Source organism: Kordia algicida OT-1, from assembly GCF_000154725.1.
GTDB classification, from domain to species: domain Bacteria; phylum Bacteroidota; class Bacteroidia; order Flavobacteriales; family Flavobacteriaceae; genus Kordia; species Kordia algicida.
In genome coordinates this window covers 4,799,977-4,824,628 of the sequence record NZ_DS544873.1, presented here as the reverse complement: position 1 = coordinate 4,824,628, position 24,652 = coordinate 4,799,977, and the positions used below count along the sequence as shown (strand labels likewise).

General features: G+C 34.9%; 22 protein-coding genes. 14 read left to right on the top strand and 8 right to left on the bottom strand.

Annotation, left to right across the window (positions count from 1 at the left end; all coding sequences use genetic code 11):
- On the top strand, window positions 1–677 hold a 677-nt coding region (locus KAOT1_RS23615), incomplete at its 5' end, for a DUF6029 family protein (RefSeq protein WP_007096874.1).
- 81 nt (window positions 678–758) lie between these two features.
- On the opposite strand, the gene rsmG is transcribed toward KAOT1_RS23615, so the two are convergent.
- Window positions 759–1,388, bottom strand: coding sequence for a 16S rRNA (guanine(527)-N(7))-methyltransferase RsmG (rsmG, locus tag KAOT1_RS20740; protein WP_007096873.1), 630 nt, complete (start codon window positions 1,386–1,388; stop codon window positions 759–761).
- Window positions 1,389–1,496: 108 nt separating this feature from the next.
- Here rsmG and KAOT1_RS20735 point away from each other — a divergent pair, with 108 nt between their 5' ends.
- On the top strand, window positions 1,497–2,543 hold the full coding sequence (locus KAOT1_RS20735; RefSeq protein WP_007096872.1) for a fatty acid desaturase: 1,047 nt from the start codon (window positions 1,497–1,499) through the stop codon (window positions 2,541–2,543).
- Between the two features lie 203 nt (window positions 2,544–2,746).
- Window positions 2,747–3,931, top strand: a complete 1,185-nt coding sequence (locus KAOT1_RS20730) for a pyridoxal phosphate-dependent aminotransferase (RefSeq protein WP_007096871.1) — start codon at window positions 2,747–2,749, stop codon at window positions 3,929–3,931.
- Window positions 3,932–4,134: 203 nt separating this feature from the next.
- Here KAOT1_RS20730 and KAOT1_RS20725 read toward each other — a convergent pair whose 3' ends face one another.
- The 4 genes from KAOT1_RS20725 to trkA all read right to left on the bottom strand — a co-directional run bounded on the left by KAOT1_RS20725 (window position 4,135) and on the right by trkA (window position 7,808).
- Window positions 4,135–4,434 (bottom strand): hypothetical protein, encoded by a 300-nt coding sequence (locus tag KAOT1_RS20725; RefSeq protein WP_007096870.1) that lies wholly within the window; start codon window positions 4,432–4,434, stop codon window positions 4,135–4,137.
- Window positions 4,435–4,592: 158 nt separating this feature from the next.
- Complete coding sequence (locus tag KAOT1_RS20720; RefSeq protein ID WP_157560230.1) at window positions 4,593–4,850, bottom strand: hypothetical protein; 258 nt, start codon at window positions 4,848–4,850, stop codon at window positions 4,593–4,595.
- Window positions 4,851–4,955: 105 nt separating this feature from the next.
- The gene (locus KAOT1_RS20715) at window positions 4,956–6,449 is read right to left on the bottom strand and encodes a TrkH family potassium uptake protein (protein ID WP_040559754.1); all 1,494 of its coding nucleotides are present in this window, start codon (window positions 6,447–6,449) and stop codon (window positions 4,956–4,958) included.
- A gap of 9 nt (window positions 6,450–6,458) precedes the next feature.
- A complete protein-coding gene (trkA, locus tag KAOT1_RS20710) occupies window positions 6,459–7,808 on the bottom strand; it encodes a Trk system potassium transporter TrkA (protein WP_007096867.1) in 1,350 nt (449 codons plus the stop codon).
- Window positions 7,809–7,967: 159 nt separating this feature from the next.
- On the opposite strand from trkA, the gene ubiE reads away from it, so the two are divergent.
- The 3 genes from ubiE (at window position 7,968) to KAOT1_RS22200 (ending at window position 9,972) form a co-directional block, all read left to right on the top strand.
- The gene (gene ubiE, locus KAOT1_RS20705; protein WP_040559753.1) at window positions 7,968–8,696 is read left to right on the top strand and encodes a bifunctional demethylmenaquinone methyltransferase/2-methoxy-6-polyprenyl-1,4-benzoquinol methylase UbiE; all 729 of its coding nucleotides are present in this window, start codon (window positions 7,968–7,970) and stop codon (window positions 8,694–8,696) included.
- 5 nt (window positions 8,697–8,701) lie between these two features.
- Window positions 8,702–9,421, top strand: coding sequence for a type IX secretion/gliding motility protein PorT/SprT (gene porT / locus KAOT1_RS20700; protein ID WP_007096865.1), 720 nt, complete (start codon window positions 8,702–8,704; stop codon window positions 9,419–9,421).
- A gap of 89 nt (window positions 9,422–9,510) precedes the next feature.
- Complete coding sequence (locus KAOT1_RS22200) at window positions 9,511–9,972, top strand: hypothetical protein (RefSeq protein WP_007096864.1); 462 nt, start codon at window positions 9,511–9,513, stop codon at window positions 9,970–9,972.
- 5 nt (window positions 9,973–9,977) lie between these two features.
- Here KAOT1_RS22200 and KAOT1_RS20690 read toward each other — a convergent pair whose 3' ends face one another.
- Window positions 9,978–10,706 carry a TrmH family RNA methyltransferase gene (locus KAOT1_RS20690; protein ID WP_007096863.1) on the bottom strand — a complete coding sequence of 243 codons (729 nt, stop codon included), beginning with the start codon at window positions 10,704–10,706 and terminating at the stop codon, window positions 9,978–9,980.
- Between the two features lie 38 nt (window positions 10,707–10,744).
- Here KAOT1_RS20690 and tamL point away from each other — a divergent pair, with 38 nt between their 5' ends.
- From tamL to accD, 3 genes are all read left to right on the top strand, one after another.
- On the top strand, window positions 10,745–13,285 hold the full coding sequence (tamL, locus tag KAOT1_RS20685) for a translocation and assembly module lipoprotein TamL (RefSeq protein ID WP_007096862.1): 2,541 nt from the start codon (window positions 10,745–10,747) through the stop codon (window positions 13,283–13,285).
- A gap of 553 nt (window positions 13,286–13,838) precedes the next feature.
- The gene (gene fbaA / locus KAOT1_RS20675) at window positions 13,839–14,906 is read left to right on the top strand and encodes a class II fructose-bisphosphate aldolase (protein ID WP_007096860.1); all 1,068 of its coding nucleotides are present in this window, start codon (window positions 13,839–13,841) and stop codon (window positions 14,904–14,906) included.
- 306 nt (window positions 14,907–15,212) lie between these two features.
- Window positions 15,213–16,070, top strand: a complete 858-nt coding sequence (gene accD, locus KAOT1_RS20670) for an acetyl-CoA carboxylase, carboxyltransferase subunit beta (protein WP_007096859.1) — start codon at window positions 15,213–15,215, stop codon at window positions 16,068–16,070.
- Between the two features lie 77 nt (window positions 16,071–16,147).
- Here the strand turns inward: accD and KAOT1_RS20665 are convergent, their stop codons facing one another.
- Window positions 16,148–16,972, bottom strand: a complete 825-nt coding sequence (locus KAOT1_RS20665; RefSeq protein ID WP_007096858.1) for a hypothetical protein — start codon at window positions 16,970–16,972, stop codon at window positions 16,148–16,150.
- A 243-nt stretch (window positions 16,973–17,215) separates the two neighbouring features.
- On the opposite strand from KAOT1_RS20665, the gene rpsO reads away from it, so the two are divergent.
- From rpsO to rpe, 5 genes are all read left to right on the top strand, one after another.
- Window positions 17,216–17,485: a 30S ribosomal protein S15 gene (gene rpsO, locus KAOT1_RS20660; protein ID WP_007096857.1), complete on the top strand. Its 270-nt coding sequence runs from the start codon at window positions 17,216–17,218 to the stop codon at window positions 17,483–17,485.
- Between the two features lie 163 nt (window positions 17,486–17,648).
- Entirely contained in the window at window positions 17,649–19,889 is a 2,241-nt protein-coding gene (locus KAOT1_RS20655; protein ID WP_007096856.1) for a polyribonucleotide nucleotidyltransferase, read from the top strand.
- Between the two features lie 156 nt (window positions 19,890–20,045).
- Window positions 20,046–20,807, top strand: a complete 762-nt coding sequence (locus tag KAOT1_RS20650; RefSeq protein ID WP_007096855.1) for a 7-carboxy-7-deazaguanine synthase QueE — start codon at window positions 20,046–20,048, stop codon at window positions 20,805–20,807.
- A 135-nt stretch (window positions 20,808–20,942) separates the two neighbouring features.
- Window positions 20,943–21,806 carry a sigma-70 family RNA polymerase sigma factor gene (locus tag KAOT1_RS20645; RefSeq protein ID WP_007096854.1) on the top strand — a complete coding sequence of 288 codons (864 nt, stop codon included), beginning with the start codon at window positions 20,943–20,945 and terminating at the stop codon, window positions 21,804–21,806.
- 136 nt (window positions 21,807–21,942) lie between these two features.
- Entirely contained in the window at window positions 21,943–22,602 is a 660-nt protein-coding gene (gene rpe / locus KAOT1_RS20640; RefSeq protein ID WP_007096853.1) for a ribulose-phosphate 3-epimerase, read from the top strand.
- An 81-nt stretch (window positions 22,603–22,683) separates the two neighbouring features.
- On the opposite strand, the gene KAOT1_RS23795 is transcribed toward rpe, so the two are convergent.
- Complete coding sequence (locus KAOT1_RS23795; RefSeq protein WP_007096852.1) at window positions 22,684–24,645, bottom strand: thrombospondin type 3 repeat-containing protein; 1,962 nt, start codon at window positions 24,643–24,645, stop codon at window positions 22,684–22,686.
- Window positions 24,646–24,652 lie beyond the last annotated feature (7 nt).

Sequence of the window (24,652 nt, the reverse complement as noted above, 5' to 3'; positions counted from 1 at the left end):
TTCCTGATCCGTCTTTATTAAAATTTGGAGAAATTGGAGGACAAATCGACTTATTTTATAACTTCAAGAAAGGCACTAATTTAGGTGGAAAATACGGAACTAAAATTGCCGTAAATGCCGCATATTGGGCAGGATTAAAAGGAGATTTCAATTTTACTGATAGAGATGCTGAAATTGAATATTTCGGTTTTGGTCAAAAGTATTTTTCTGAATTTAGCTTGGAAGTACGAAAAAAATGGAGTCGTAAGTGGCAAAGTATATTTTACTATGTAAATCAATATTACAACCAACGTTTTATTACAGATCAACGTGGTGTTGTAAACTCAAATATTGCGGTAGCAGAATCAACATACAGAATCAACTCAAAAAGATCAGTACGTGTTGAATTACAACATTTATGGACGCCAGATGATGATAAGAACTGGGCTGGAGGAACGTTAGAATTCAACGTAACACCTAGACTATCTTTCTACGCAACAGACATTTATAATTACGGAAACGACGTTGAAGACGAGCAAATTCACTACTACAACTTTGGAGGTAGTTATGCAAGAGGCGCAACAAGAGTCGCGCTAAACTACGGAAGACAGCGTGGTGGATTGGTATGTGTTGGAGGAGTTTGTCGATTTGTACCACAAAGTACAGGACTTACCGTAAACATTACCACAGCATTTTAAACATATAAAGAATTCTCAATAACCAAACCAACCAACTAACTACGAAAAATCCCTTAAGTATTGTACTTAAGGGATTTTATTTTATGGTTTATATTTTAAAGGTAAATGCACTACTTTTTTGGTTTCAAAAAATGCTTCTTCAAAATAATCTGGAATTGCATACAACGTAGCTTTTGGAAAATCTTTCAATTCTTCTGTTAAATCGCCACCTTTTAAATATAAAATTCCATTTTTCAATTCGTGACGTTGTTTCTTGGCTACTTTCTTTCGAACCCATTTTACAAAATCAGGCATGTTGGTTACGGCGCGACTTACTATAAAATCAAACTCGCCTTTTACCTTTTCTGCACGCATATGATGTGCAGAAACATTCGTTAAACCAATACTTTCAGCGACAGCTTGTACAACTTTTATTTTCTTCCCAATTGCATCAACCAAAACAAATTGAACTTCAGGAAACAATATTGCCAACGGAATTCCGGGAAAACCGCCACCTGTTCCTACATCCAAAATGCGAGATCCTGCCACAAAAGGTTGCACTTTTGCAATCGCCAAACCATGCAATACATGTCGCAAGTATAACTCATCAATATCTTTTCGAGAAATCACATTAATTTGCGCATTCCATTCTTTATATAAAGCTTCTAACTGACCAAACTGTTCGAGTTGTTCGGTTGTTAATTCTGTAAAATATTTTTGTATAATTTCCATATCTTCGACAAAACTACTCTTTATTTGTGATTATGTAAATTTATTATTTTCAAATTACGATTTTTACTATATCTTGCGAAGCAGATTAAAGATTAAAAAGTTCCCTCCATGTCAAATCAAAATATTGATAAAGAGATTGTAGACTCTTTAAAAAATTGGAAGTCAATTATTGCCAAATACAAGAAGAAAAATACCAAAAAGGCAATTGGACAGATGGCTTCTTCATTTTTACCCTTTATAGCCGTATGGGTTTTAATGTATTTTGCGCTCGATTTTTCACTCATACTCACATTTTTATTAGGAATTGTAAACGCATTCTTTTTGGTTCGAATTTTTATCATTCAACATGATTGCGGACATAATTCTTTTATTAAATCGAAAAAAGCAAGTGACATTATTGGATATGCGTGCAGTGTATTCAGTTTTTTACCTTTTAAATATTGGGCAGAAACACACACATTTCATCACGGACACAACGGACAGTTGGAAACGAGACAAATTGGCGACATGCCTACGTTAACGGTTGAAGAATTCCGTGCCAAAAATTGGTGGGGACGCTTTAAATACAAAGTTTTTAGAAGTCCGATCGTAATTTTTGTAATTGCGCCAGTATATTATTTAATCATTACCACAAAATATCCGTTCTTAAAATTTAACAACTGGAAAAAAACGACTTATACTTTATTAAAAGATAATATTGTCATCATCATTCCGTATTTGGCTCTAGGATATTTAACAGGTTGGGGACGCTTTTTCGCGGTTCAGTTTATCATCTTATTCTTCTTTGGAATCATCGCTTTCTGGTTTTTCTACATTCAACATCAACATGAATTCTCATACAAAAAGTGGAAAAAAGATTGGAATTTTGTGCTTTCAGCTATCAAAGGAAGTACATATTTAAAACTTCCACGAGTGATGGAATGGTTTACAGGACATATTGGAATTCACCACATTCATCATTTAAACAGTAGAATTCCAAATTACAACTTAAAAAAGTGTTTCACGGAAAATAAAATCTTATCCAAATACGTAACTACACTTTCTTTTAAAGATGGAGTCAAAATGATGTTTCACAAATTATGGGATGAAGAACAACAACGCATGATTACCTTTAGAGAATATTACAAACTTGAAAAAATGCGTTTTTCAAACTAAACATATAATCACTTACAAAAAGTCTACAAATCGTAGACTTTTTTTTATGCCTGTAATCAACAAAGTAAAAAACGAACACTTTATCTAAAAATTAAAACTCATTCAGTAAAACCAAACAATTAGTATGCACATTGTTTCCACTTAAATGATAAAATAACTAATTTCGCATCATTCAGTTTTTCAAACAAAATAACAACACAACAATGTCACTATTATCTGAAAGAGTTTTAAACATGTCCACTTCTGCTACGCTAGCTATGGCTGCGAAAGCTAGAGAATTGAGGAATGAAGGAAAAAATATCATCGGATTGAGTTTGGGAGAACCAGATTTCAACACACCAGAATTTGTCAAAGAAGCAGCCATTCAAGCAATCAATGACAACTACAACAGTTATACACCTGTAGATGGTTATGCCGATTTGAAAGAAGCCATCATCAACAAATTTAAACGAGACAATAAACTTACGTATACACCAAGTCAAATTGTAGTTTCTACAGGAGCAAAACAATCGCTAGCAAATGTTGCAATGGTGTTATTAAATGATGGCGATGAAGTAATTCTTCCTGCACCTTTTTGGGTAAGTTACAGTGATATTGTAAAACTTGCTGAAGGTGTTCCTGTGCAAGTAGCAACTTCCATTGAAACAGATTTCAAAATGACACCAGAGCAATTGGAAGCTGCCATTACTCCAAAAACCAAAATGATTTGGTTCAGTTCGCCATGCAATCCAAGTGGTTCAGTATATAGTGAAGCTGAGTTGAAAGCATTAGCAGAAGTTTTAGAAAAACATCCAAATATTTATGTAGTTTCTGATGAAATTTACGAGCATATCAATTTTACTAGCGAACACTTTAGCATTGCACGAATTCCATCCATGTACGATCGTACTATTACGGTAAATGGTGTTTCAAAAGCATTTGCTATGACAGGTTGGCGAATTGGATACATTGGCGCTCCTGAAAAGATAGCGAGAGCTTGCAATAAAATTCAGGGACAAATTACCAGTGGTGCAAACTGTATCGCGCAACGTGCTACGATTGCTGCTTTAGAAGCCTCTAAGGATAAAATTCAGTATATGATGGACGAGTTTTTAAAGCGTAGAGACATCGTTTTAGAATTGCTTGGAGAAATTGAAGGATTCAATATCAATGTGCCAGAAGGTGCTTTTTATGTATTTCCAGATATTTCATCATTCTTTGGAAAAACCTTGCGTGGAAAAACGATCAACAATGCTACTGACTTTTCTTTGTACTTATTAGACGAAGCTTTGGTAGCAACCGTAACGGGAGATGCATTTGGAAACCCAAACTGTATTCGTATTTCGTATGCGGCTTCGGAAGAAGAATTGCGCACGGCGATCAAACAAATTAAAGAAGCATTAAAATAAAAGATTATTTTATAAATGATATAAAAGCTGTTTTCTTGGAGAAGCAGCTTTTTTTTGATACCACCGTTTTTTTAGTAGCAGTGAGTAGTGAGATTGTTTCAAACAATTTAAGAAGATCAGCGAAGCGATCCAAAAGCGAAGCGATCCAAAAAATAAGCCAAAAGACATTTGATAAAGACATCTTTTGGCTCGGTTGAGATTAACTATATAATATTAAGTATTAAAAGTGAAATGGTCAATATTGCACCACTAAACATGATAATGGCATTCGGAAATTTTCGTTTGTAACGCCAGAAAAACTCCTTAATTCCGAAGAATAAAAAGGTATTAAAGGCATAAAAGATAACTATACAGTACATGACATCTATTCCGAAAAATGTCCTAGTAGTTGGTGCTACTTGAGTTGTGATGTCTGTACTTGTAAAAATCATCACAAGCGTACTTGTTAGTAATATAATGGTAGCTAACCAACAGAATTCTAGAAAGTTAAATTTCTTAAGCATTTGAGTTTACGCTTTTATTTACTGATGTAAATATCACGAAAACATTTGAGGTTAAAAAACCCTTTCTTAGGGGATTTTTCCCCTTTTTTTCAGATTTGATGAAGATCTAAAAAATAGTTTTCTGTTTTTTTAAATGATGTTTAGTAAAGCTTTTACTCTTACAGAAAAGCTACCAAATAAGCAATGACAAATACAGCAATCTTTAAAATTGTTCCTGCTGCTGGCATAAATTGGTGATGATTCGTTTTTACCGTTTGTTTTAAAGAGTACAAAGAAGTTGATTTTAAATTACGGTAATTTTGTCTAATTTCTTGCTTATAACTTGAAGTTAATAAACCTCTGTTAAAAATGTTTGAAGTGTTTTCTACTGCTCCTATGGGAACTGAAATTGCTTTTAATTGATGTGTTGATTTCATAATGATGTTTTTTGATTGATTTACACCTGTATGACGTTTCAACACAAATAATGTTACAAAATATTTTAAAAAAAATTAATAATTACGATTTTAAACCACTGTAAACTAGCGATTTCTCCAGAAAAATGGCGTAAGTAAGATTAATACAGTAAATAATTCCAATCGTCCAAGAAGCATCAAAAAGGAACACCACCATTTTCCAAAACCTGGTAATTTATTGTAGTTTTCAAGCGGATTCAATTCACCCAACGCCGGACCCACATTTCCTAAGGAAGAAGCTGCACCACCAACGGCTGTCTCAAAATCTAAATCGCCTACAAAACCTAAAACTAATGCTCCAATGATAAACAATAACATATACAAAATGAAGAATCCAAGAATGTTATAGACAATGTGTTCGGAAACAGATTTGTTATTGTATCGCACAGGAATAATTGCACGTGGATGTAAAGTTCGTTTAAATTCCAGCAATCCGTTTTTAATCATCAATAAATGTCGTACTACTTTTACGCCACCAGAAGTAGAGCCTGCCGAGCCACCAAGAAACATTAACCCGAAGAAGAAAATCGTTAAAAATGTAGTCCACGCTGTAAAATCTGCGGTTACAAATCCTGTGGTTGTTACAACTGCAATTACCTGAAATAGTGAATGCCTAAAAGAACTTTCTAATTCTCCCCAAACCATCGGATGATACGCAGATGGAGCAACATCTGCTTGAAAAAAGACAATAAGTGTCGCTACAATTGTAAAAAAACCTACGAGAATTCCATAAATTTTGAACTCCTCATCTTTGATAATTTTCTGAATTTTCCCTTTAAAAGCAAAGTAACTTAATACAAAGTTTGTTCCTGCCAAGAACATAAATAAAATGATAATATATTGTATGATTGGCTGCCCATTCCAATACGCAACGCTAGCATCTTTGGTTGAAAATCCTCCAGTAGATAATGTACACAATGCATGATTGATTGCGTCAAAAAAGGACATTCCTGCCAATTGTAATAAGATCGTTTCTGCAATGGTATATCCTACGTAAATTAGCCACAAACGCTTTGCAGTATCTGTAATTCTTGGATGTAATTTATCCGCACTCGGTCCTGGTGCTTCTGCAGCAAAAAGCTGCATTCCTCCTATTCCTAGTAATGGTAAAATAGCAATGGCAAGCACAATGATTCCCATACCGCCAATCCAATGTGTCATACTTCTCCAAAACAGTACTCCTTCTGGTAAACCTTCAATTTTTTCTAAAATAGTTGCGCCTGTTGTAGTGTAACCAGACATGGTTTCAAAAAAAGCATTGGTAAAGCTTGGAATGGTTTTGGTAAATAAATACGGAAACGTTCCCGAAAGGGACAATAAAATCCACCCGAAAGTTACTACAATATATCCTTCGCGTTTCTTAATTTCTTTTTTGTGATCTCTCGTTGTGAGCATGAATAATGAACCTGCAATAATGGTTACTAAACCTGCTAAAAACATCTTGAACGTTACACCATCTTCATATAGAAAACTGACCAATGTTGCCAACAACATGAAGCCGCCGTTACAAATTAACAGCAGTCCCATTAAGTGAAATATGATTTTATAATTTACCCTCATCGTCAATTGTTAGAGAAACATACGTTCTACTTTGTTAATTGATCTCGGTAAGCTACAAACGACTACTCTATCGCCAGATTTTATGTGGAAATCTCCCAACGCAATTAGACCTTTACCTTCTCTAATTACGCCACCAATAATGGCTGATCGAGGAAAATCTAAGTCTTTTATTTTTTTATTGCATACGCGCGAAGTAGGTTTTACAACAAACTCCAATAATTCTGCATTCATATTGTTTAGGCGCGTCATATCGACCACATCACCTTTTCGAATGTGTCTAAAAATATTATTTGCCGCTAGAAGTTTTTTATTAATCAACGTATCAATTCCGATAGATTGAGACAATTGAAAATAATCCATATTTTCAACCAACGCGATTGTTTTTCGAATACTTTTAGACTTTGCCACCAAACACGACATGATGTTTGTTTCAGAGTTTCCAGTTACAGCAATAAATGCGTCCATTCCGTACACATCTTCTTCTTCAAGCAATTCAACATTTCGTCCGTCACCTTGTATCACCAAAGCATCTGGCAAATCATCTGCCAAATCGAAAGCTTTGTTTTTATCTTTTTCGATCAATTTTACATTGAATCTATTTTTACAAAGGTCTCTTGCAGTTTTTAATCCGATATTACTTCCACCAAGAATCATCACGTTTTTTATATCTTCTTTTACCTTTCCAATAAGTTTGTACAACACTTCCACACCTTCTTTTGATGTGATAAAATACACTTGATCGCCTTCTTTAAACAACGTATCACCACGTGGAATCAGTGTATATTGCGTTCCAAAACGTTGAATAGCGATAGGTACAAAATGTAGTTCTGGAAAGATGTTGGCGGCTTCTTTTACGCTTTTCCCTACAAACGGAGCAGTTCGCTGTAAAGTAGTACCAACCATAGTCAGTGCACCATCTTCAAACTCATAACTGTCGTTAAATGCAGATTGATCGAGCAATAACTTTATTTCAGCGGCAGCTAATTTTTCAGGAGAAATCAACTCATCAATTCCTAAATCTTTAAATTTTAGTTCTTCTTGATTGTATATGAATTCTGTATTTGAAATTCGTGCAATCGTTCGGCGACAGCCCAACTGTTTAGCCAAAACGCAAATAGTAATATTGGTCGTTTCAGAAGAAGTTACTGTAATTACTAAATCTGCTGTAGCTACACGTGCTTCTTTTAATACTTTTATAGAAGTAGCATCACCTTTAATGACACGTATATCTAGGTGTGCATCAGCGTATGCTAAATTTTCCTTGTTACAATCTATCAGCGTAATATCTTGGGATTCGTAAGAAAGGAGTTTTGCTAAATGATATCCAACCTCTCCAGCTCCAGCAATAATAATTTTCATTGAGTTACTTATTGAAAAAGTATACAAATATAAGGCAAAAAGCAATGATCTACTAATACTTTTGGTGTTGAATATCAGATTTGTATATCCTAGACAAATAATAGGCTTTGCAATACCACATTGATAATAGGATTAATTATATTTGCCAAAATTTCCTATATGTCGAAGAATGTAACACCATATAAAGAGTCTAATCTGGGCAAAAAAGAGCAGGTTACAGAGATGTTTGATACGATTTCAGAAAATTACGATGGACTGAATCGTGTGATTTCTTTTGGAATTGATATTAAATGGCGAAAAAGAGTCGTTCGTATGGTGGGTAACACCAATCCGAAAACTATTTTGGATATTGCTACAGGAACTGCCGATTTAGCCATCAATCTAGCAGAAACCAGTGCTGAACGTATTGTAGGACTTGATATTTCACCAGGAATGTTGGAAGTAGGAAAACAAAAAATTAAAAAGAAAGAATTGCATGAAAAGATTGAAATGGTATTGGGCGATGGCGAAAAACTACCATTTGAAGATAATTCTTTTGATGCGATTACGGTGGCTTTTGGAGTACGAAATTTTGAAAACCTTGAACAAGGATTGCAAGAAATTTTACGCGTGTTAAAACCAGGCGGAATTTTCGTAGTCTTAGAAACCTCTGTTCCTACCAAAACACCATTCAAACAGTTCTATCGTTTTTACACAAAAAATATTTTACCATTGATTGGAAAACTGTTTTCTAAAGACAATTCTGCCTACGGATATCTATCAGAATCGGCAGCAGCTTTTCCTTATGGTGAGAACTTCAACAATATTTTACGAAAAATTGGGTTTATAGATGTGAAAGATAAACCACAAACGTTTGGTGTAGCGAGCATTTACACCGCAACAAAATAGATTTTATGAAGAAGATTTTAATAATCATCTGTTGTATTTTTGCATTTCAATCCGCACATTCTCAACTTTTTAGCAAGAAAAAAGTATTAAATGATGCCAGTGGCGGAAATGGACAGATAGACAATAACATTTTAACTTGGGGTTATTTTTTAGGATTCAATAGTTACGATTTTAAATTTACCTACAACACAAATGCAGATGCCATTCAGTTAAAACCTTCTACAGGATTTAATGTAGGATTGGTAGGTGATGTAAAGTTGAACAACTATATGAACATTCGTTTGGAACCGGGAATTTTCTTTACTACACGTAATATTGAATATCCTGAAAGTTACGGATTGACAAGTATTGTAGAACGAAATCGAGAGATAAAATCGAGCTATGTACACATTCCTCTATTATTAAAAATAGGAACTAAGCGCATCAATAACATAAAGCCTTTTATTGTTGGCGGATTTTCTACTTCGTTAAATTTATCGAGCAATCAGGACAATCCTGATGATAACAGCAGCAATCAGTTTCGTATGAAGAAAACGACGTATTATTACGAATTAGGTTTTGGAGTTGATTTCTATTTGTACTACTTTAAATTTACGCCTTCTATTCGTGGTGTTTTTGCTTTGAATGACGAATTGGTTCGCGATGTAGATCCAAACAGTCCGTGGACAAGCAATATACAATCGATGAAATCACGCGGGATTTTTATTAATTTTACGTTTCAATAGCTTCACTGGATATTTTCAATCAAAATATATTTTTGATTTCAAGAATGCTCGATGTGACACATTGCGATAGTTTCTTTGTAAGTTAGAAAATGAACTTAATTCAAGAAAATACTGATAGTATTACTTTTTTTACCAGCTTACGAAATATAGAGCAATGGTTGGAAATTAGCTTAGACGATTTTGATTTTCATTTCACAGATGTTTCCGGAGGTTGGTCAGAAATTAAAAGTCCAATGTGGATAACTGGTGAAGACTTGAATTTGATAATTAAAGAATTTGATTATCAATTTGAATGGGCGGTAATATCTGTATACCCAAAAGGAACAACTCCAAAATTAAGTGACAAACCTTACGCAGATGGGAATCCAAATTTCTGGTCAGGAAGTCCCAAAAAGCAACTTAAAGATTCTATTTTTGAAATTATATGTTGGGATTCAACCGCTACTCTTTTTATTCAATTACCACATGAACTAGCTCAAAAATTATTAAAAAACGCTCCTGGAATATCAGATTTAGATCAACAAAATAAGAAGGTTTCGAAAAAAAGCTAGAATTATCAAAACTCACTTCGCTTAAACTCATTCAATAAAATTCCAGTTGCCATCGCTACATTTAGACTTTCAGTCTGTTGGATTTCTCCAAATCGTGGAATGGCGATTTTTTCAGTAATTAAGGTTGAAATTTTCTCAGAAACACCATTCGCTTCATTCCCCATCACCAAAATTCCATCTTTTGGCAAATTGGTTTTATAGACATTTTTTCCATCCATAAACGCACCAAAAACAGGTAATTTTGTTTCCGACAGATAGTTTTCTAGATTCGCATACACAACATTGACACGCGTCAACGAGCCCATCGTTGCTTGAATTACTTTCGGATTGTAACAATCGACAGTTGCTTCCGAACATACGAGTTGTGTTACACCAAACCAATCGCACAAACGAATGATAGTTCCTAAATTTCCAGGATCACGAACATCATCTAAGGCAACGATCAATCCTTCAGCATTTACAACAGCATTCTCAGCAATCTTAAAAAGTGCCAATGCTTTGTTAGGTGTTTTCAAGAAACTTATCTTTTTTAATTCAGCTTCCGAAATAAGCGTTACTTTTGAGTTATTGGCAAACAAATTTGCATCAACCGAGAATAATGAATCTAATTCAAATTTAGAATTTAAAAACTCTTGAATCACTTTTTTTCCCTCTGCAACAAACAGTCCTGTAGATTTTCGGTACTTTTTTTGATGTAGACTCGTTATTATTTTTATTTGTCTTTTGCTAATCATGCAAATAGTTTAATTTTGGAATTGAAAAACACTTCTTATTGAAATCCTTTTTAGCAAAAATATCATTATTTATTATAATTGGCACATTCATCAGCTCTTGTAATGCCGTTAAGCGTGTAAAAGAAAATGAATTACTGCTTGTAAAAAATGAATTGATGGTAAACGGAGAAAAGTCGAGCGATCCAGACGCGTTGAGTCAAATGTATCAAAAACCAAACAGTCGTCTTTTAAACTTTCCGTTGCGTTTGCATATTTACAATCTTGCTGGAAAAAATCCAGATTCTACCTTCGATGCTTGGTTATACAGAAAACCCAAACGCGCAAAACGTTTGAACAAACTGTATTCGGAAAAGCAAGTGAGAGAAATGAAAAACTATAAAGTTGGATTTAACAATTGGTTAAAAAAAACGGGAGAAGCGCCAGTAATTATCGATTCGAGCAAAGCTAAAAAAACAAGCAAACGCCTAAAAGTATATTACCAAAACAAAGGTTTTTTTAACGCAATTTCCAATTACAAAGTAATTCCTTCCGAAAAAGAACGCAGAGCAGGCATTGAATATACTGTAGAAACAGGAAATCCTTATTTTATTGATAGTTTGCAGATTATTATAAAATCGCCCGATTTAGATTCTATTTACAACATTCATAAAGAAAAATCAATTGTAAAAGAAGGCAAACAATACAATACCAAAGATTTTTTAAACGAACGTGAACGCTTGACCGTTTTATTTAGAAACTCAGGAATTTACAATTTTCAATTAAACTCAATCAAACCCAAAATCGGAATTGATTCTACCAATCGTGATTATGCATTAGGCGCTTTGATAAAAATCAACAATCTCCGCGAACGAAAAAATGATTCCATAATTGAAACAGAATACAAAGTACATCGCATTAAAAAAGTAAATATTTACACCGATTATACTTTTGCCAATTCGCGCTCAAAATATGTAGATTCGGTAACATATGATGATTTTACTATCTATTCAAATGACAAACTTCGTTTTCGCCCAAAAGCCATAACAGATGCTATTTTTATTCATGCAGGCGATGTATACAGAGATATTGACCGATCGCTAACCTACAAACACATTAGCAACCTGCGAACGTTTAAATATCCAACGATTCAGTACGAATATGAAAACGACAGTCTCACAGATTTGGTGACCAATATCTACTTAACGCCACGAAAGAAATTTTCTTTAGGTTTTGATATTGATATTACACACTCTAACATTCAGGATTACGGTTTTTCGTTCAGTACATCACTCATCAGTAGAAACGTTTTTCGTGGTGCGGAAACTTTAGAAATTGCTGCTAGAGGAACTTTAGGTGCTTCAAGAGATGTTGCCGATTCGGAAGATCAATTCTTTAACATTGCAGAAATTGGTGTCGATTTCCGACTCAACTTTCCACGATTCTTCTTTCCGTTTAACACGGAGAAAATCATTCCGAAATACATGTTGCCCACTACAGTTTTATCAATAGGAACTAGCAATCAGCAAAATATTGGTTTGGACAGACAAACGTTTACAGGACTCATTCGTTACAATTGGACACCGAGCAAAAAAAATAGTTTCAACCTAGAATTATTCAATCTGCAATTCATCAGAAACTTAAATACAAGCAACTATTTTAATGTATATACAAGTTCGTACGATCGTTTAAATGCTGTCGCCCAAAGCTCTAATTATATTGCTGATGACGAGTCGCTCAATATTGCTACAGGACAAACCAATCAATTCATAGAAGATGTTGTTTCTAACAATTTTGAAGTAAACCCTAGTGAACTTTCCACAATATTAAGTGTGGCACAACGACAGTTCCGACTCACGCAAGACAACTTAATTGCTTCCTCAAAAATTAACTTTTTACACAACAGCAAGGAAAACATTGCAGACAATAATTTCTTTCAGTTCCGAACAGAACTTGAATTGGCAGGAAACTTTCTATCTGCCATTGCGAGCACAGCAAACTTAGAAAAAGACGCGCGCGGTAAATACAAACTATTTGGCGTTCCCTATTCGCAATACGTAAAAACAGAATTTGACTATATAAAACACTGGGAACTCTCAGGAAAGCAAGATGTATTGGCATTTCGTACTTTCTTCGGAATTGCCATTCCATATGGAAACTCAGACAATATTCCGTTTGCACGAAGTTACTTTGGCGGTGGATCAAATGACAACAGAGCTTGGGCAGCCTATCAATTAGGTCCAGGACGTTCGGCAAGCATTCTCGATTTTAACGAAGCCAATTTAAAACTGACCACCAACCTAGAATATCGTTTTGATCTTTTCGGAAGTTTTAAAGGTGCACTTTTTGCAGACGCAGGAAACATCTGGAATGTTTTTGATGATATTGAAGACGAAAACCGAAAATTTAATGGTTTCGAATCCTTGCAAGACATTGCTTTAGGAACAGGTTTTGGATTGCGTTACGATTTTAGCTTCTTCGTATTGCGTTTTGATATTGGTTTCAAAACCTACGATCCTGCGTATGAATTAGGCAATCGTTGGTTTAGAGATTACAACTTCGGAAACGCGGTTTATAATATTGGGATTAATTATCCTTTTTAGGTGTTGATTGCTAATTTCTATTTGTTTACGCTGCTTGTGGTTTCAAAGCCTAAACTGTTAAACTTATAAACCCATAAACTGCAAACGGATTTTAAATGTTGGATTTTGAATGCTGAATTATTCTTTGAAACTAACTCATCTACAAAACAAACTCCTAAACTGATAAACACATAAACAGCAAACGGATTTTAAATTCAGGATTTACAATATAAAAACCAAAGCGTCTCATCGAGTGATTTTCGCAATAAAATGAAGAAAATTGTATCGAGATGTACTTAGATTTGATTTATATTATTCAAGTACAACCTAAAATCCTAGAAAAGCGAAAACGTTATAGCTTTCAAACTCCTAAAAATCAATACAAAAAAACCATCAACAACAAATCAATAATTCTACAAAAACACCAACATTTTCACAGGAAAAGCAGCTTTAAAACAATGAAAATTATCAAATTCGTAAAAGTAGCTTCACTTCTATCGCTAAAATTGTCAACTACGTAAAAACTCATCACAATTTTATTACTTTTGTAATCCAAACAAAAAAACCAAAGACGATGAGTCACAATATCAAAGCAGGAGTTGCTACTGGAGACGAAGTACAAGAAATATTCAAACTAGCCAAAGAAAAAGGCTTTGCGTTACCAGCAGTAAATGTAGTCGGTTCTAACTCTATCAACGGAGTTTTAGAAACTGCCGCAGAACTCAATGCTCCTGTCATCATTCAATTCTCAAACGGAGGCGCACAATTCAACGCCGGAAAAGGACTAAGCAACGAAGACCAAAAAGCAGCCATTGCAGGTTCTATAGCAGGTGCAAAACATGTACACGAAATGGCAGAAGCCTATGGAGTTCCTGTAATTTTACACACCGATCACTGTGCCAAGAAACTTTTACCTTGGATAGACGGTTTGTTAGAAGCCAGCGAAAAACACTTCGCCGAAACTGGAAAACCATTATACAGCTCACACATGATCGATCTTTCGGAAGAACCACTCGAAGAAAACATCGAAATCTGTAAAGAATACCTAGCGCGCATGAGCAAAATGGGCATGACACTCGAAATCGAATTAGGAATTACTGGTGGCGAAGAAGATGGAGTTGACAACAGCGATGTAGACGATTCCAAACTATACACACAACCAGAAGAAGTTGCCTACGCATACGAAGAATTGATGAAAGTAAGTCCGCGTTTTACTATTGCAGCCGCTTTTGGTAATGTTCACGGAGTATACAAGCCAGGAAACGTAAAGTTGACACCAAAAATCTTGAAAAACTCGCAAGAACACATCTCTCAAAAATACAATGTAGGTCACAATCACATTGACTTTGTATTTCACGGCGGATCAGGTTCTACGCTCGAAGAAATCAGAGAAGCTATCGGCTACGGAGTAATCAAAATGAACATTGATACTGACTTGCAATTTGCATTCATGTCGGGAATTCGTGATTATATGTTAGACAAAAAAGACTATCTAATGACGCAAATTGGAAATCCTGATGGAGACGACATTCCAAACAAAAAAACATACGATCCGAGAAAATGGTTGCGCGAAGGCGAATTGACATTCAAAACGCGTTTAAAGCAAGCATTTGAAGACTTAAACAACGTAAATACTTTATAAAACTTGGGCGTTTCCCTGCGGGTCGGGCTTTCGGCTATATCTTTTTTCAAAAGGATGTCGCCTCAATCCCTAACGCAGAAGTTCTCACGAAAGTAAAAAAACCTCGTTTACACTGAAAAACAATGTGTTAACGAGGTTTTTCACAGAAATAAACATACTATTTGCTAGATAGCGGAATCAAATTTTGAGTTTCATTAATAAAAACTGTAATTTTGTTCTTTAACTAAAAACAAAACTAACTAATTGATCGTACGACACAGATTGTAAAAACAATCCAACATTGTAAATCGTAATCCACAAATCATTATGGCTTGGTTTAAAAGAAAAGAAAAGGGAATTCAAACTTCCACACAAGATAAAAAAGATACGCCCAAAGGACTTTGGTACAAATCTCCAACTGGGAAAATTGTTGATTCTGAAGAATTAGCAAAAAACTTTTACGTAAGTCCCGAAGATGGCTACCATGTTCGTATTGGAAGTAAAGAATACTTCGAAATATTATTTGATGAAGGAAAATTCAAAGAATTAGATAAAAATCTAACTTCCAAAGATCCTTTAAAATTTGAAGACAGCAAAAAATACACTGATCGTTTAAAAGCTGCCAAAGAAAAAACAGGTTTAAAAGACGCCGTAAAAACTGCCGTTGGAAAATCAAAAGGAAAAGACTTAGTTATTGCCTGTATGGATTTCAAATTTATCGGAGGTTCTATGGGAAGTGTTGTTGGAGAAAAAATTGCACGTGCTGCAGATTACTCGTTAAAAAACAACATTCCATTTATGATTATCTCAAAATCTGGTGGAGCACGTATGATGGAAGCTGCATTATCACTCATGCAATTGGCAAAAACCTCAGCAAAGCTAGCACAATTAGCAGATGCTGGAATTCCATACATCTCTTTATGTACCGATCCAACAACTGGTGGAACAACAGCTTCTTTTGCCATGTTGGGAGACATTAATATCGCAGAACCTGGCGCATTAATCGGTTTTGCAGGACCAAGAGTTGTTCGTGATACAACAGGAAAAGATTTACCAGAAGGTTTCCAAACTTCAGAATTCTTACTAGAACACGGATTCTTAGATTTCATTTCACACAGAAAAGAACTTAAAAATAAAATTAACTTGTACATTGACTTGATTCAAAATCAACCAATACGTGCGTAATTTTATTTGAAAAATATATCAAAAAGGCTTCCAAATTGGAAGCCTTTTTAATTGTCTAAAAACTATTTTTAAGATCACTAATCTAAATAAATCGTCGTTGTATTTCCGTTAGGATTGGTCCAAACAGCTTCATTATCACAGCTTCCTTCTCCATAACTCAAAGTTCCTGTGTTATCATTACGAGATAATTCAATCGTTCCACTCACAATAAATGCACACACCATTTCTCTACGCAATGGTGTTGTAATAATTGCTGCGTACGTATTTCCTAAAATTCCTGTAGTTGTTACACTTCCTGTAATAGAAAACACATTATCGCTCCAAACTCCAGAACCAAACCCTTCAATCCACTCACGAATTCTTATTCCTTCACGAGTTGCCGTAGTTCCATCTTGCCAAGTGACTTGCATAGCTACTTGTGCTGTCGACTGTGGATTTCCAGCATCATTTGCCAACACACGTTCTATGCTTCGTGTTCCTTCAATCAATACATCGTTTCGAGTAAAATTGTCAAAAGTTACCGAAATATCACGTCGTGCAGGATTGCTGTCTACGGCATGACTTGTTACAATAATTCCAGCAACTATATTTCCGTTAGGCAATTCGCATCCATCACCAAAATCGAGTGTTCTTTCTATAAAACCAGTACTTATTTCTGTGGTAATCGTAACACATTCAGGCAAAAAAGAAACATACGATTCATCTTCCTGATACGCTTCTTCTACAATAATTCCGATATCATCAGAAATCAAATCAATCTCTGCACTTCGCTGTGCAAGCGCGTCGTCTATAGCTACGTCATCAGTCGTTGCAACAGTATCTTCATTTTGGCAAGCTGTCACACTCAATAGCGTTACTACTAAAAGTAACATTACATTTTTCATTTTGAATTTGGTTTTCATCTGTTTTTGCTTTTAAAGTTTCACTTAGGTCAGATAAAATTTGCCGATAATTATATTAGTTTGGCGCCAACCATCATACTATGGCTCATTTCACAATTAACGTTTTTTAACATTTGTTGCACTTAGGACTTCAAGTATTCAAAAAGGTTTAATTAAACATTTGGATTCTAAAAAATAGTAGTATATTTGCGGCTTGATACGAGAAACGTATTAATACATAAAAATTATTAAAACAATATTGGCATGTACTTAACTAAAGAAGTTAAAGAAGAAATCTTCGCAAAGCACGGAAAGTCTGCAACAGACACAGGTTCGTCAGAAGGTCAAATCGCGTTATTTACGCACAGAATTAATCACTTAACGGAGCACTTAAAGAAAAATCGTAAAGATTATAACACAGAGCGTTCTCTAGTAAAGTTAGTAGGTAAAAGAAGAAGCTTACTTGACTACCTAAAGAAAAAAGATATCAACAGATATCGTGCAATCGTAAAAGAATTAGGATTAAGAAAATAAAACTAAAGAGGCTTCGTGCCTCTTTTTTTAATATATAAAAGTATATTTCTCAGGATATTGAGAAATTATAAAAAGCTATAATTACTGGTTTTTCATTGGGTCACAACAACAACTACACACAACAACACAACGACCTTTGTTTAATTAGAATTAAAAAAAATTTATGATTCCAAAAGTTTTTAGAGAGGTCATAGACCTAGGCGACGGTAGAGAAATTTCTATCGAAACCGGAAAGTTAGCAAAGCAAGCGCATGGTAGCGTTGTGGTGCAGTCAGGAAAATGTATGTTATTATGTACTGTGGTTTCTAACTACAAACAAAGCGATGTTGACTTTTTACCTTTAACAGTTGATTACCGTGAAAAATTTGCAGCAGCAGGTCGTTATCCAGGTGGTTTCTTCAAAAGAGAAGCAAGACCAAGTGATGGTGAAGTATTAACAATGCGTTTGGTAGACCGTGTTTTACGCCCGTTATTCCCTAAAGATTATCACGCAGAAACACAAGTGATGATTCAGTTGATGTCTCACGATCCTGAAGTAATGCCTGATGCTATGGCTGGTTTAGCAGCTTCTGCAGCAATTCAATTGTCTGATTTTCCTTTTGAATGTGCCATCTCTGAAGCTAGAGTTGGACGTATTAATGGAGAATTTATCATTAATCCAACGAGAGCACAACTCGAAGAATCTGACATCGATATGATGATTGGTGCTTCTGCAGATTCTGTAATGATGGTAGAAGGTGAAATGGACGAGATTTCTGAAGAAGAAATGACAGAAGCGATCAAGTTTGCACACGAAGCTATCAAAGTACAATGTGCGGCACAACTTCGCTTGGCAGAAGCTATTGGCAAAAAAGAAACACGTGAGTATGAACCTGAAAGAGCCGATGAGGAATTAGCTCAAAAAATTCACGACATGGCGTATGATAAAGTATATGCTGTGGCAAAAGCAGGTTCTTCAAAGAAAGAACGTGGAATGGCTTTTTCTGAAATTAAAGAAGAAATCATTGCATCGTTTACAGAAGAAGAAATTGAAGATTTTGGTGGATTAATTTCTAAGTATTATAGCAAAGCCGAAAAAGCAGCTGTACGTGATTTAACTTTAAACGAAGGATTGCGTTTGGATGGTCGTAAGACAGATGAAATTAGACCAATTTGGTGTGAGGTAGATTATTTACCATCAACACATGGTTCATCAATCTTTACACGTGGAGAAACTCAGGCTTTAGCTACCGTTACTCTAGGAACGTCAAGAGAAGCAAACCAAATAGACATGCCATCTTATGAAGGCGAAGAACGTTTCTATTTACATTATAACTTCCCTCCTTTTTCAACAGGTGAAGCACGACCAATTCGTGGAACATCGCGCCGTGAAGTAGGACACGGAAACTTAGCACAACGTGCCTTAAAAGGAATGGTACCTGAAGATTGCCCGTATACAGTACGTGTCGTTTCAGAAGTATTAGAATCTAACGGTTCATCTTCTATGGCAACCGTTTGTTCTGGAACCATGGCATTAATGGATGCAGGAGTTCAATTAAAGAAACCAGTTTCTGGAATTGCCATGGGATTAATTTCTGATGCAGACTCTGGAAAGTATGCGGTTTTATCTGATATTTTAGGTGATGAAGATCATTTAGGAGATATGGACTTTAAAGTTACGGGAACTGCTGACGGAATTACTGCTTGTCAAATGGATATAAAAGTAAAAGGATTATCGTATGAAATTCTTGTAAACGCTTTAAAACAAGCACGTGACGGACGTTTACACATTTTAGAAAAATTGACTGATACAATTGCTGCGCCTAACGAAAATGTAAAAGCACATGCGCCAAAAATGATTACCAGAACTATTCCTGGAGATTATATTGGAGCGTTAATTGGACCTGGAGGAAAAGTAATTCAAGAGTTACAGAAGGAAACGAACACAACAATTGTAATTAACGAAGACCCTGTAACGGAAGAAGGAATTGTTGAAATCTTAGGAACAGATCAAGAAGGAATTGACGCTGTTTTAGCTAAGATTGATTCAATCACTTTCAAACCAGAAAAAGGAAGTATTTACGAAGTAAAAGTTGTAAAAATGCTCGATTTTGGAGCCGTAGTAGAATATACAGAAGCGCCAGGAAACGAAGTATTATTACACATTTCAGAATTGGCTTGGGAACGTACTAATAATGTTAGCGACATTGTAAAAATGGGCGACATATTAGATGTAAAGTATTTTGGAATTGACCCAAAAACACGTAAAGAAAAAGTTTCACGTAAAGCTATTTTACCAAAACCAGAAGGTTTTGCGGCAAGACCACCAAGAGATAACAATAAAGGTGGCGGACGTGACAACCGAGGTCGTGATAACCGCGGACGTGATAATCGTAAACCTAGAGAAGATAAGAAAGAAGATTAATCTTTACTATAGTACTATATACTAAAAACGTCTCGAAATTTCGAGACGTTTTTTTATACAATACTTTCAAACTTTGAAAATCTTATATACCCATTGTGTTTTGCCTGTTGGTTTAATTCTTGTAATTTTGTCTCCTACTTTTATGAAGCATCATTTATGACAAAATTGAAAATTGCTAATCTAAACGGAAAGCCTGAAATTTTTCACTCTATACAAGGAGAAGGAAAAAATTTGGGGCAACCAAGCGTGTTTATCCGTACATCGCTTTGCAATTTACATTGTATTTGGTGCGATACCGATTATACGTGGAATTGGGAGAAAACACGTTTTGCGCATGTAAAAGATTCAGATCCGTTGTATGAAAAATACAAGATGGATGAAATGATTATTTCGCTTACGCTGGAAGAAATCTACAATGAAGTTGCCAAAAGTGGTTGTAAAAACATAGTATTAACTGGCGGCGAACCGATGATGCAGTTGCAAGAACTTTCAGCCTTGATGAAATTTTTCAATACGAAAGCTACCGATTATTTTTTTGAGATTGAAACCAATGGAACACTTCTGCCTGATGCAACTTTTGATGCTTTAATAGATCAATACAATGTATCACCCAAATTAGCAAACTCCAACAATCCGAAGAAATTACGCGAAAAACCTGAAGCATATCAGTATTTTTCTAAGAATGAAAAAGCAGTTTTTAAGTTTGTGATTTCCTCTGAGAACGATCTTACGGAAGTGTTAGAAATTTGTAAAAACTACAATATTCCTAAGCAAAAAGTATATTTAATGCCAGAAGGAACCAATCCGGAAGCATTGCAAAAAAAGCAACAATGGCTGATAGAAATCTGTAAAAAGTATCAATTTAATTACACAGATCGTTTACACGTACATATTTATGGCGATAAAAGAGGCGTGTAATTCACTAATTATGAAATAATTACAAACCAATGTGAATTTTATTTTAAATAATTCATAAACTTCTGTAACATTTTAACGACTTCATACGTATAACTATCTGCGTAAGCACAACGATTAAAATCCCAAGTAGATTACATGAGACAACTTAAAATTACCAAGCAGGTTACCAACAGGGAAACTGCATCCTTAGACAAATATCTTCAAGAAATCGGTAAAGTTGACCTTATTACAGCAGACGAAGAAGTAGAATTAGCACAGAGAATCAAAGCTGGCGATCAAATAGCGCTAGAAAAATTAACAAAAGCTAATCTTCGTTTCGTAGTATCGGTTGCAAAGCAGTATCAAAATCAAGGATTAACACTTCCTGATTTGATTAATGAAGGGAATTTGGGTCTTATTAAAGCTGCACAACGTTTTGATGAAACACGTGGTTTTAAATTTATTTCGTATGCTGTATGGTGGATTAGACAATCTATCCTACAAGCATTAGCAGAGCAATCTCGTATTGTTCGATTACCTTTAAATAAAATTGGTTCTATTAACAAGATTAATAAAACCTTTGCCTATTTAGAACAAAGTCATGAACGTATTCCTTCTGCAGAAGAAATTGCGAAAGAATTAGACATGACTGTGAATGATGTAAAAGAGTCGATGAAGAATTCTGGAAGACACGTATCAATGGATGCGCCACTTGTGGAAGGAGAAGATTCGAACTTATATGACGTATTAAATTCTGGTGAATCGCCAAATCCTGATAAAGAATTATTACATGAGTCTTTAAAAACAGAAATTGAGCGCGCCTTAGAAACGTTAACACCAAGAGAAGCAGACGTAATTCGTTTGTATTTCGGATTAGGAAATCAACATCCAATGACTTTAGAAGAAATTGGTGAAACATTCGATTTAACTCGTGAGCGTGTACGTCAAATTAAAGAAAAAGCGATTCGTCGTTTAAAGCACACTTCACGTAGCAAAATATTAAAAACATACTTAGGATAATCTCCTACAAACCGTACAGCAGTTTAGTTTTTATAACATAACTGTTCGTTTTTTGATTGATGAATGACGCTCTCGCATTGCGAGAGCGTTTATTTTATAGTACTTTTGTCGGCAAAACAACACAACACTACAACTTATGTCTACAAAACGAATTGCACCTTCTATCCTGGCAGCAGATTTTGCAAACTTACAACGCGATATTGAAATGGTAAATCAAAGTGAAGCCGATTGGTTTCATATTGATATTATGGATGGCGTTTTTGTACCGAATATTTCCTTTGGAATGCCTGTTTTGAAAGCAATTAACAAACATGCTACCAAAACGATTGATGTCCATTTAATGATCGTTGATCCTGATCGTTATATTCAAACATTTGCTGATTTAGGTGCTGATGTACTAACCGTACATTACGAAGCATGCACACACTTACATAGAACGCTACAAGCTATAAAAGCTGCAGGAATGAAAGCTGGAGTTGCTTTGAATCCGCATACCAATGTAAATCTCTTAGAAGATGTTATAAACGATATAGATTTGGTGTGCATTATGAGTGTGAATCCAGGGTTTGGTGGACAATCGTTTATTGAAAACACCTATCAAAAAGTTAAAAAATTAAAAGCTTTGATTACCGAAAAAGGTGCTGCTACTGAAATTGAAATTGATGGTGGCGTAAATGATAAAAATGCAAAAGCATTGGTGGATGCTGGCGCGGATGTTTTGGTTGCAGGAAGTTTTGTATTTCGTTCTGAAAATCCGACAGCAACTATTCAAAATTTAAAGAAGATTGTTTCTTAAAAAAACGATCATTCATACATATTAAAACACAAAAAGCTATCGTAATGGATAGCTTTTTGTGTTTTGATTTGATATATTAATTTACTGCGGACATTCAATTTCTTTTCCTATCAGCATTCCTTGTTCGTTAGGTTGGTAACGGAAACATCTTCCTGAAGCTGTTTTCATAATAATTCCACGGTTGATGTTACTGATAAACACATCACCATCTTCTACGTGTAGTTTACTCATAGGTGTATTGGTGCTGATTCCTACGAAACCTACATTTGCACCAGCTTGACCTTGGCATACATCGCCAATTCCATCATTATCAGCATCCATTTGGTCGTTATTAGCTACGGAAGGACAGTTATCGCAAGCATCACCAATTCCATCGTTATCGGTATCTGTTTGATCGGGATTGCTTACATCTTGGCAGTTATCGTTGGCAATGACACCATCTTCTCCGCAACCGTCTAGGATATCACGATTGCTATCGCAGTTTGTGTCATTTCCATTAACTACTATAGAGCCGTTAATAACTCCGTTTGTATAGAAATCAGAAAGTGGACAACAATCACTTAAGTTGATATTATTAGTAATTGTTAAATTATCTTGGACTCTTATGATACTCGATAAGTGACTAATATTTGTTAAATTTTGATTTCCATCAATGACAATACCTCCCAAAATTTCGATTCGTTGCCCTAAATTATCCATCGTAGTAATATTTTGGTTATTGAGTATTAGTATATTATTTGATTTGACTAAATTTTGTAAACCATCAATATTTGCTAGTGCTGAGTTATTATCTATGGTTATATTTCCAACTTCTTGCAAATTTTGCAGCGCATCAATGCTTGTCAAGCTTGAATTTGTTTTTATCACAATAGGCTTTTGATAGTTGGTTACATTCTCAAAAAAAGCAAGTGATGTAAGTGCTGGATTATTTTCTATTAAAATACCTCCTGACGATGAAAAACTCTCTTCATTAGCCAAATTCCCGGTTATTTCCGTTAATAGAGGATTTGAAAAAATTTTAAGTGAATTTACAGAAGTTGCACCATCGGTACCTAAAGCAATTGATTGCAAACCAACAGATCCATATATTGAAAGATCGTTAGAAATAGTAGCAAGCGCAGGCATGTCAACATTTTGTAATTGAGGATTGTTATATATTTTAACTTCACCGAGATTTTGAAGCACCATAAGATTTGCATTCGCTAGGACAATATTGTTTGTTATTGACGCATCTTGCAAATTCGCAAGTGAACTGAATCCGTCTAAAGATACTAGATTAGGATTGGTACGAATGGTTAAATTATCGATTGAAGTCAAACCATTTAATCCAGATAATGAGTTCAAAAGCTCATTCCCTTCTATAGTTACATCTGAAGTTGATGAAACATTTTCCAGTCCCGCTAAAGAGGTAATCAAATCATTATTCCTTATACTAATATTCATATCAGGAGTTCCTCCCAAAATTGTCATTCCTGATAAATTTGTTAATGATTGATTACTAACTAAACTGAATGATCTCGCGACACTCGAAAGATGGACTCCATTTAAAGAAGTTATATTAGAATTTGCTAAGTAGAAACTATCTTTTAATAATAAATTATCAAAAACAGCTAAACTTTGTAATTGAGGATTCCCATTCAAGGACAAAAAACTTATAGTTCCAGAAAGATTTTGCAACTGACTTATTGAAGCTAAGTTATCGTTAAAACCTATAGAAACACCTCTAGTGTATCCAACAGAAGTTAGGTTTTGCAAACCATTCAAATCAGTTAATTGAGTATTTAAAATACTCAAAATACCAGTCGTGGTAGTTAAAAAAGATAAACCAGATATATCTGTAATATCAGATCCAGTATTTCTTCCTATATAGAGATTACTTACAGTATCACAGTTACCCGCCGAGCTTGCCACAAAACTATCTACATCAGCTTGTGTGTACAAATAAACTCCAGGAGTAAACTGAGCAGGATAATTACTACAATCTTGCCCGTAACTAACTAATAATGAGAAAGCAAAAATAATTAATAAGTAATGTTTTTTCATATGTAAA

What these genes read in the sequence shown, in the direction of transcription:
- KAOT1_RS23795 (WP_007096852.1), bottom strand. Translation starts at nt 24,645, where the DNA reads ATGAAAAAACATTACTTATTAATTATTTTTGCTTTCTCATTATTAGTT.
- KAOT1_RS20690 (WP_007096863.1), bottom strand. Translation starts at nt 10,706, where the DNA reads ATGATTAGCAAAAGACAAATAAAAATAATAACGAGTCTACATCAAAAA.
- accD (WP_007096859.1), top strand. Translation starts at nt 15,213, where the DNA reads ATGGCTTGGTTTAAAAGAAAAGAAAAGGGAATTCAAACTTCCACACAA.
- KAOT1_RS20730 (WP_007096871.1), top strand. Translation starts at nt 2,747, where the DNA reads ATGTCACTATTATCTGAAAGAGTTTTAAACATGTCCACTTCTGCTACG.
- rpsO (WP_007096857.1), top strand. Translation starts at nt 17,216, where the DNA reads ATGTACTTAACTAAAGAAGTTAAAGAAGAAATCTTCGCAAAGCACGGA.
- KAOT1_RS20655 (WP_007096856.1), top strand. Translation starts at nt 17,649, where the DNA reads ATGATTCCAAAAGTTTTTAGAGAGGTCATAGACCTAGGCGACGGTAGA.
- KAOT1_RS20665 (WP_007096858.1), bottom strand. Translation starts at nt 16,972, where the DNA reads ATGAAAACCAAATTCAAAATGAAAAATGTAATGTTACTTTTAGTAGTA.
- KAOT1_RS20645 (WP_007096854.1), top strand. Translation starts at nt 20,943, where the DNA reads ATGAGACAACTTAAAATTACCAAGCAGGTTACCAACAGGGAAACTGCA.
- rpe (WP_007096853.1), top strand. Translation starts at nt 21,943, where the DNA reads ATGTCTACAAAACGAATTGCACCTTCTATCCTGGCAGCAGATTTTGCA.
- ubiE (WP_040559753.1), top strand. Translation starts at nt 7,968, where the DNA reads ATGTCGAAGAATGTAACACCATATAAAGAGTCTAATCTGGGCAAAAAA.
- KAOT1_RS22200 (WP_007096864.1), top strand. Translation starts at nt 9,511, where the DNA reads ATGAACTTAATTCAAGAAAATACTGATAGTATTACTTTTTTTACCAGC.
- KAOT1_RS20715 (WP_040559754.1), bottom strand. Translation starts at nt 6,449, where the DNA reads ATGAGGGTAAATTATAAAATCATATTTCACTTAATGGGACTGCTGTTA.
- porT (WP_007096865.1), top strand. Translation starts at nt 8,702, where the DNA reads ATGAAGAAGATTTTAATAATCATCTGTTGTATTTTTGCATTTCAATCC.
- KAOT1_RS20650 (WP_007096855.1), top strand. Translation starts at nt 20,046, where the DNA reads ATGACAAAATTGAAAATTGCTAATCTAAACGGAAAGCCTGAAATTTTT.
- KAOT1_RS20725 (WP_007096870.1), bottom strand. Translation starts at nt 4,434, where the DNA reads ATGCTTAAGAAATTTAACTTTCTAGAATTCTGTTGGTTAGCTACCATT.
- rsmG (WP_007096873.1), bottom strand. Translation starts at nt 1,388, where the DNA reads ATGGAAATTATACAAAAATATTTTACAGAATTAACAACCGAACAACTC.
- trkA (WP_007096867.1), bottom strand. Translation starts at nt 7,808, where the DNA reads ATGAAAATTATTATTGCTGGAGCTGGAGAGGTTGGATATCATTTAGCA.
- KAOT1_RS20735 (WP_007096872.1), top strand. Translation starts at nt 1,497, where the DNA reads ATGTCAAATCAAAATATTGATAAAGAGATTGTAGACTCTTTAAAAAAT.
- fbaA (WP_007096860.1), top strand. Translation starts at nt 13,839, where the DNA reads ATGAGTCACAATATCAAAGCAGGAGTTGCTACTGGAGACGAAGTACAA.
- KAOT1_RS20720 (WP_157560230.1), bottom strand. Translation starts at nt 4,850, where the DNA reads ATGAAATCAACACATCAATTAAAAGCAATTTCAGTTCCCATAGGAGCA.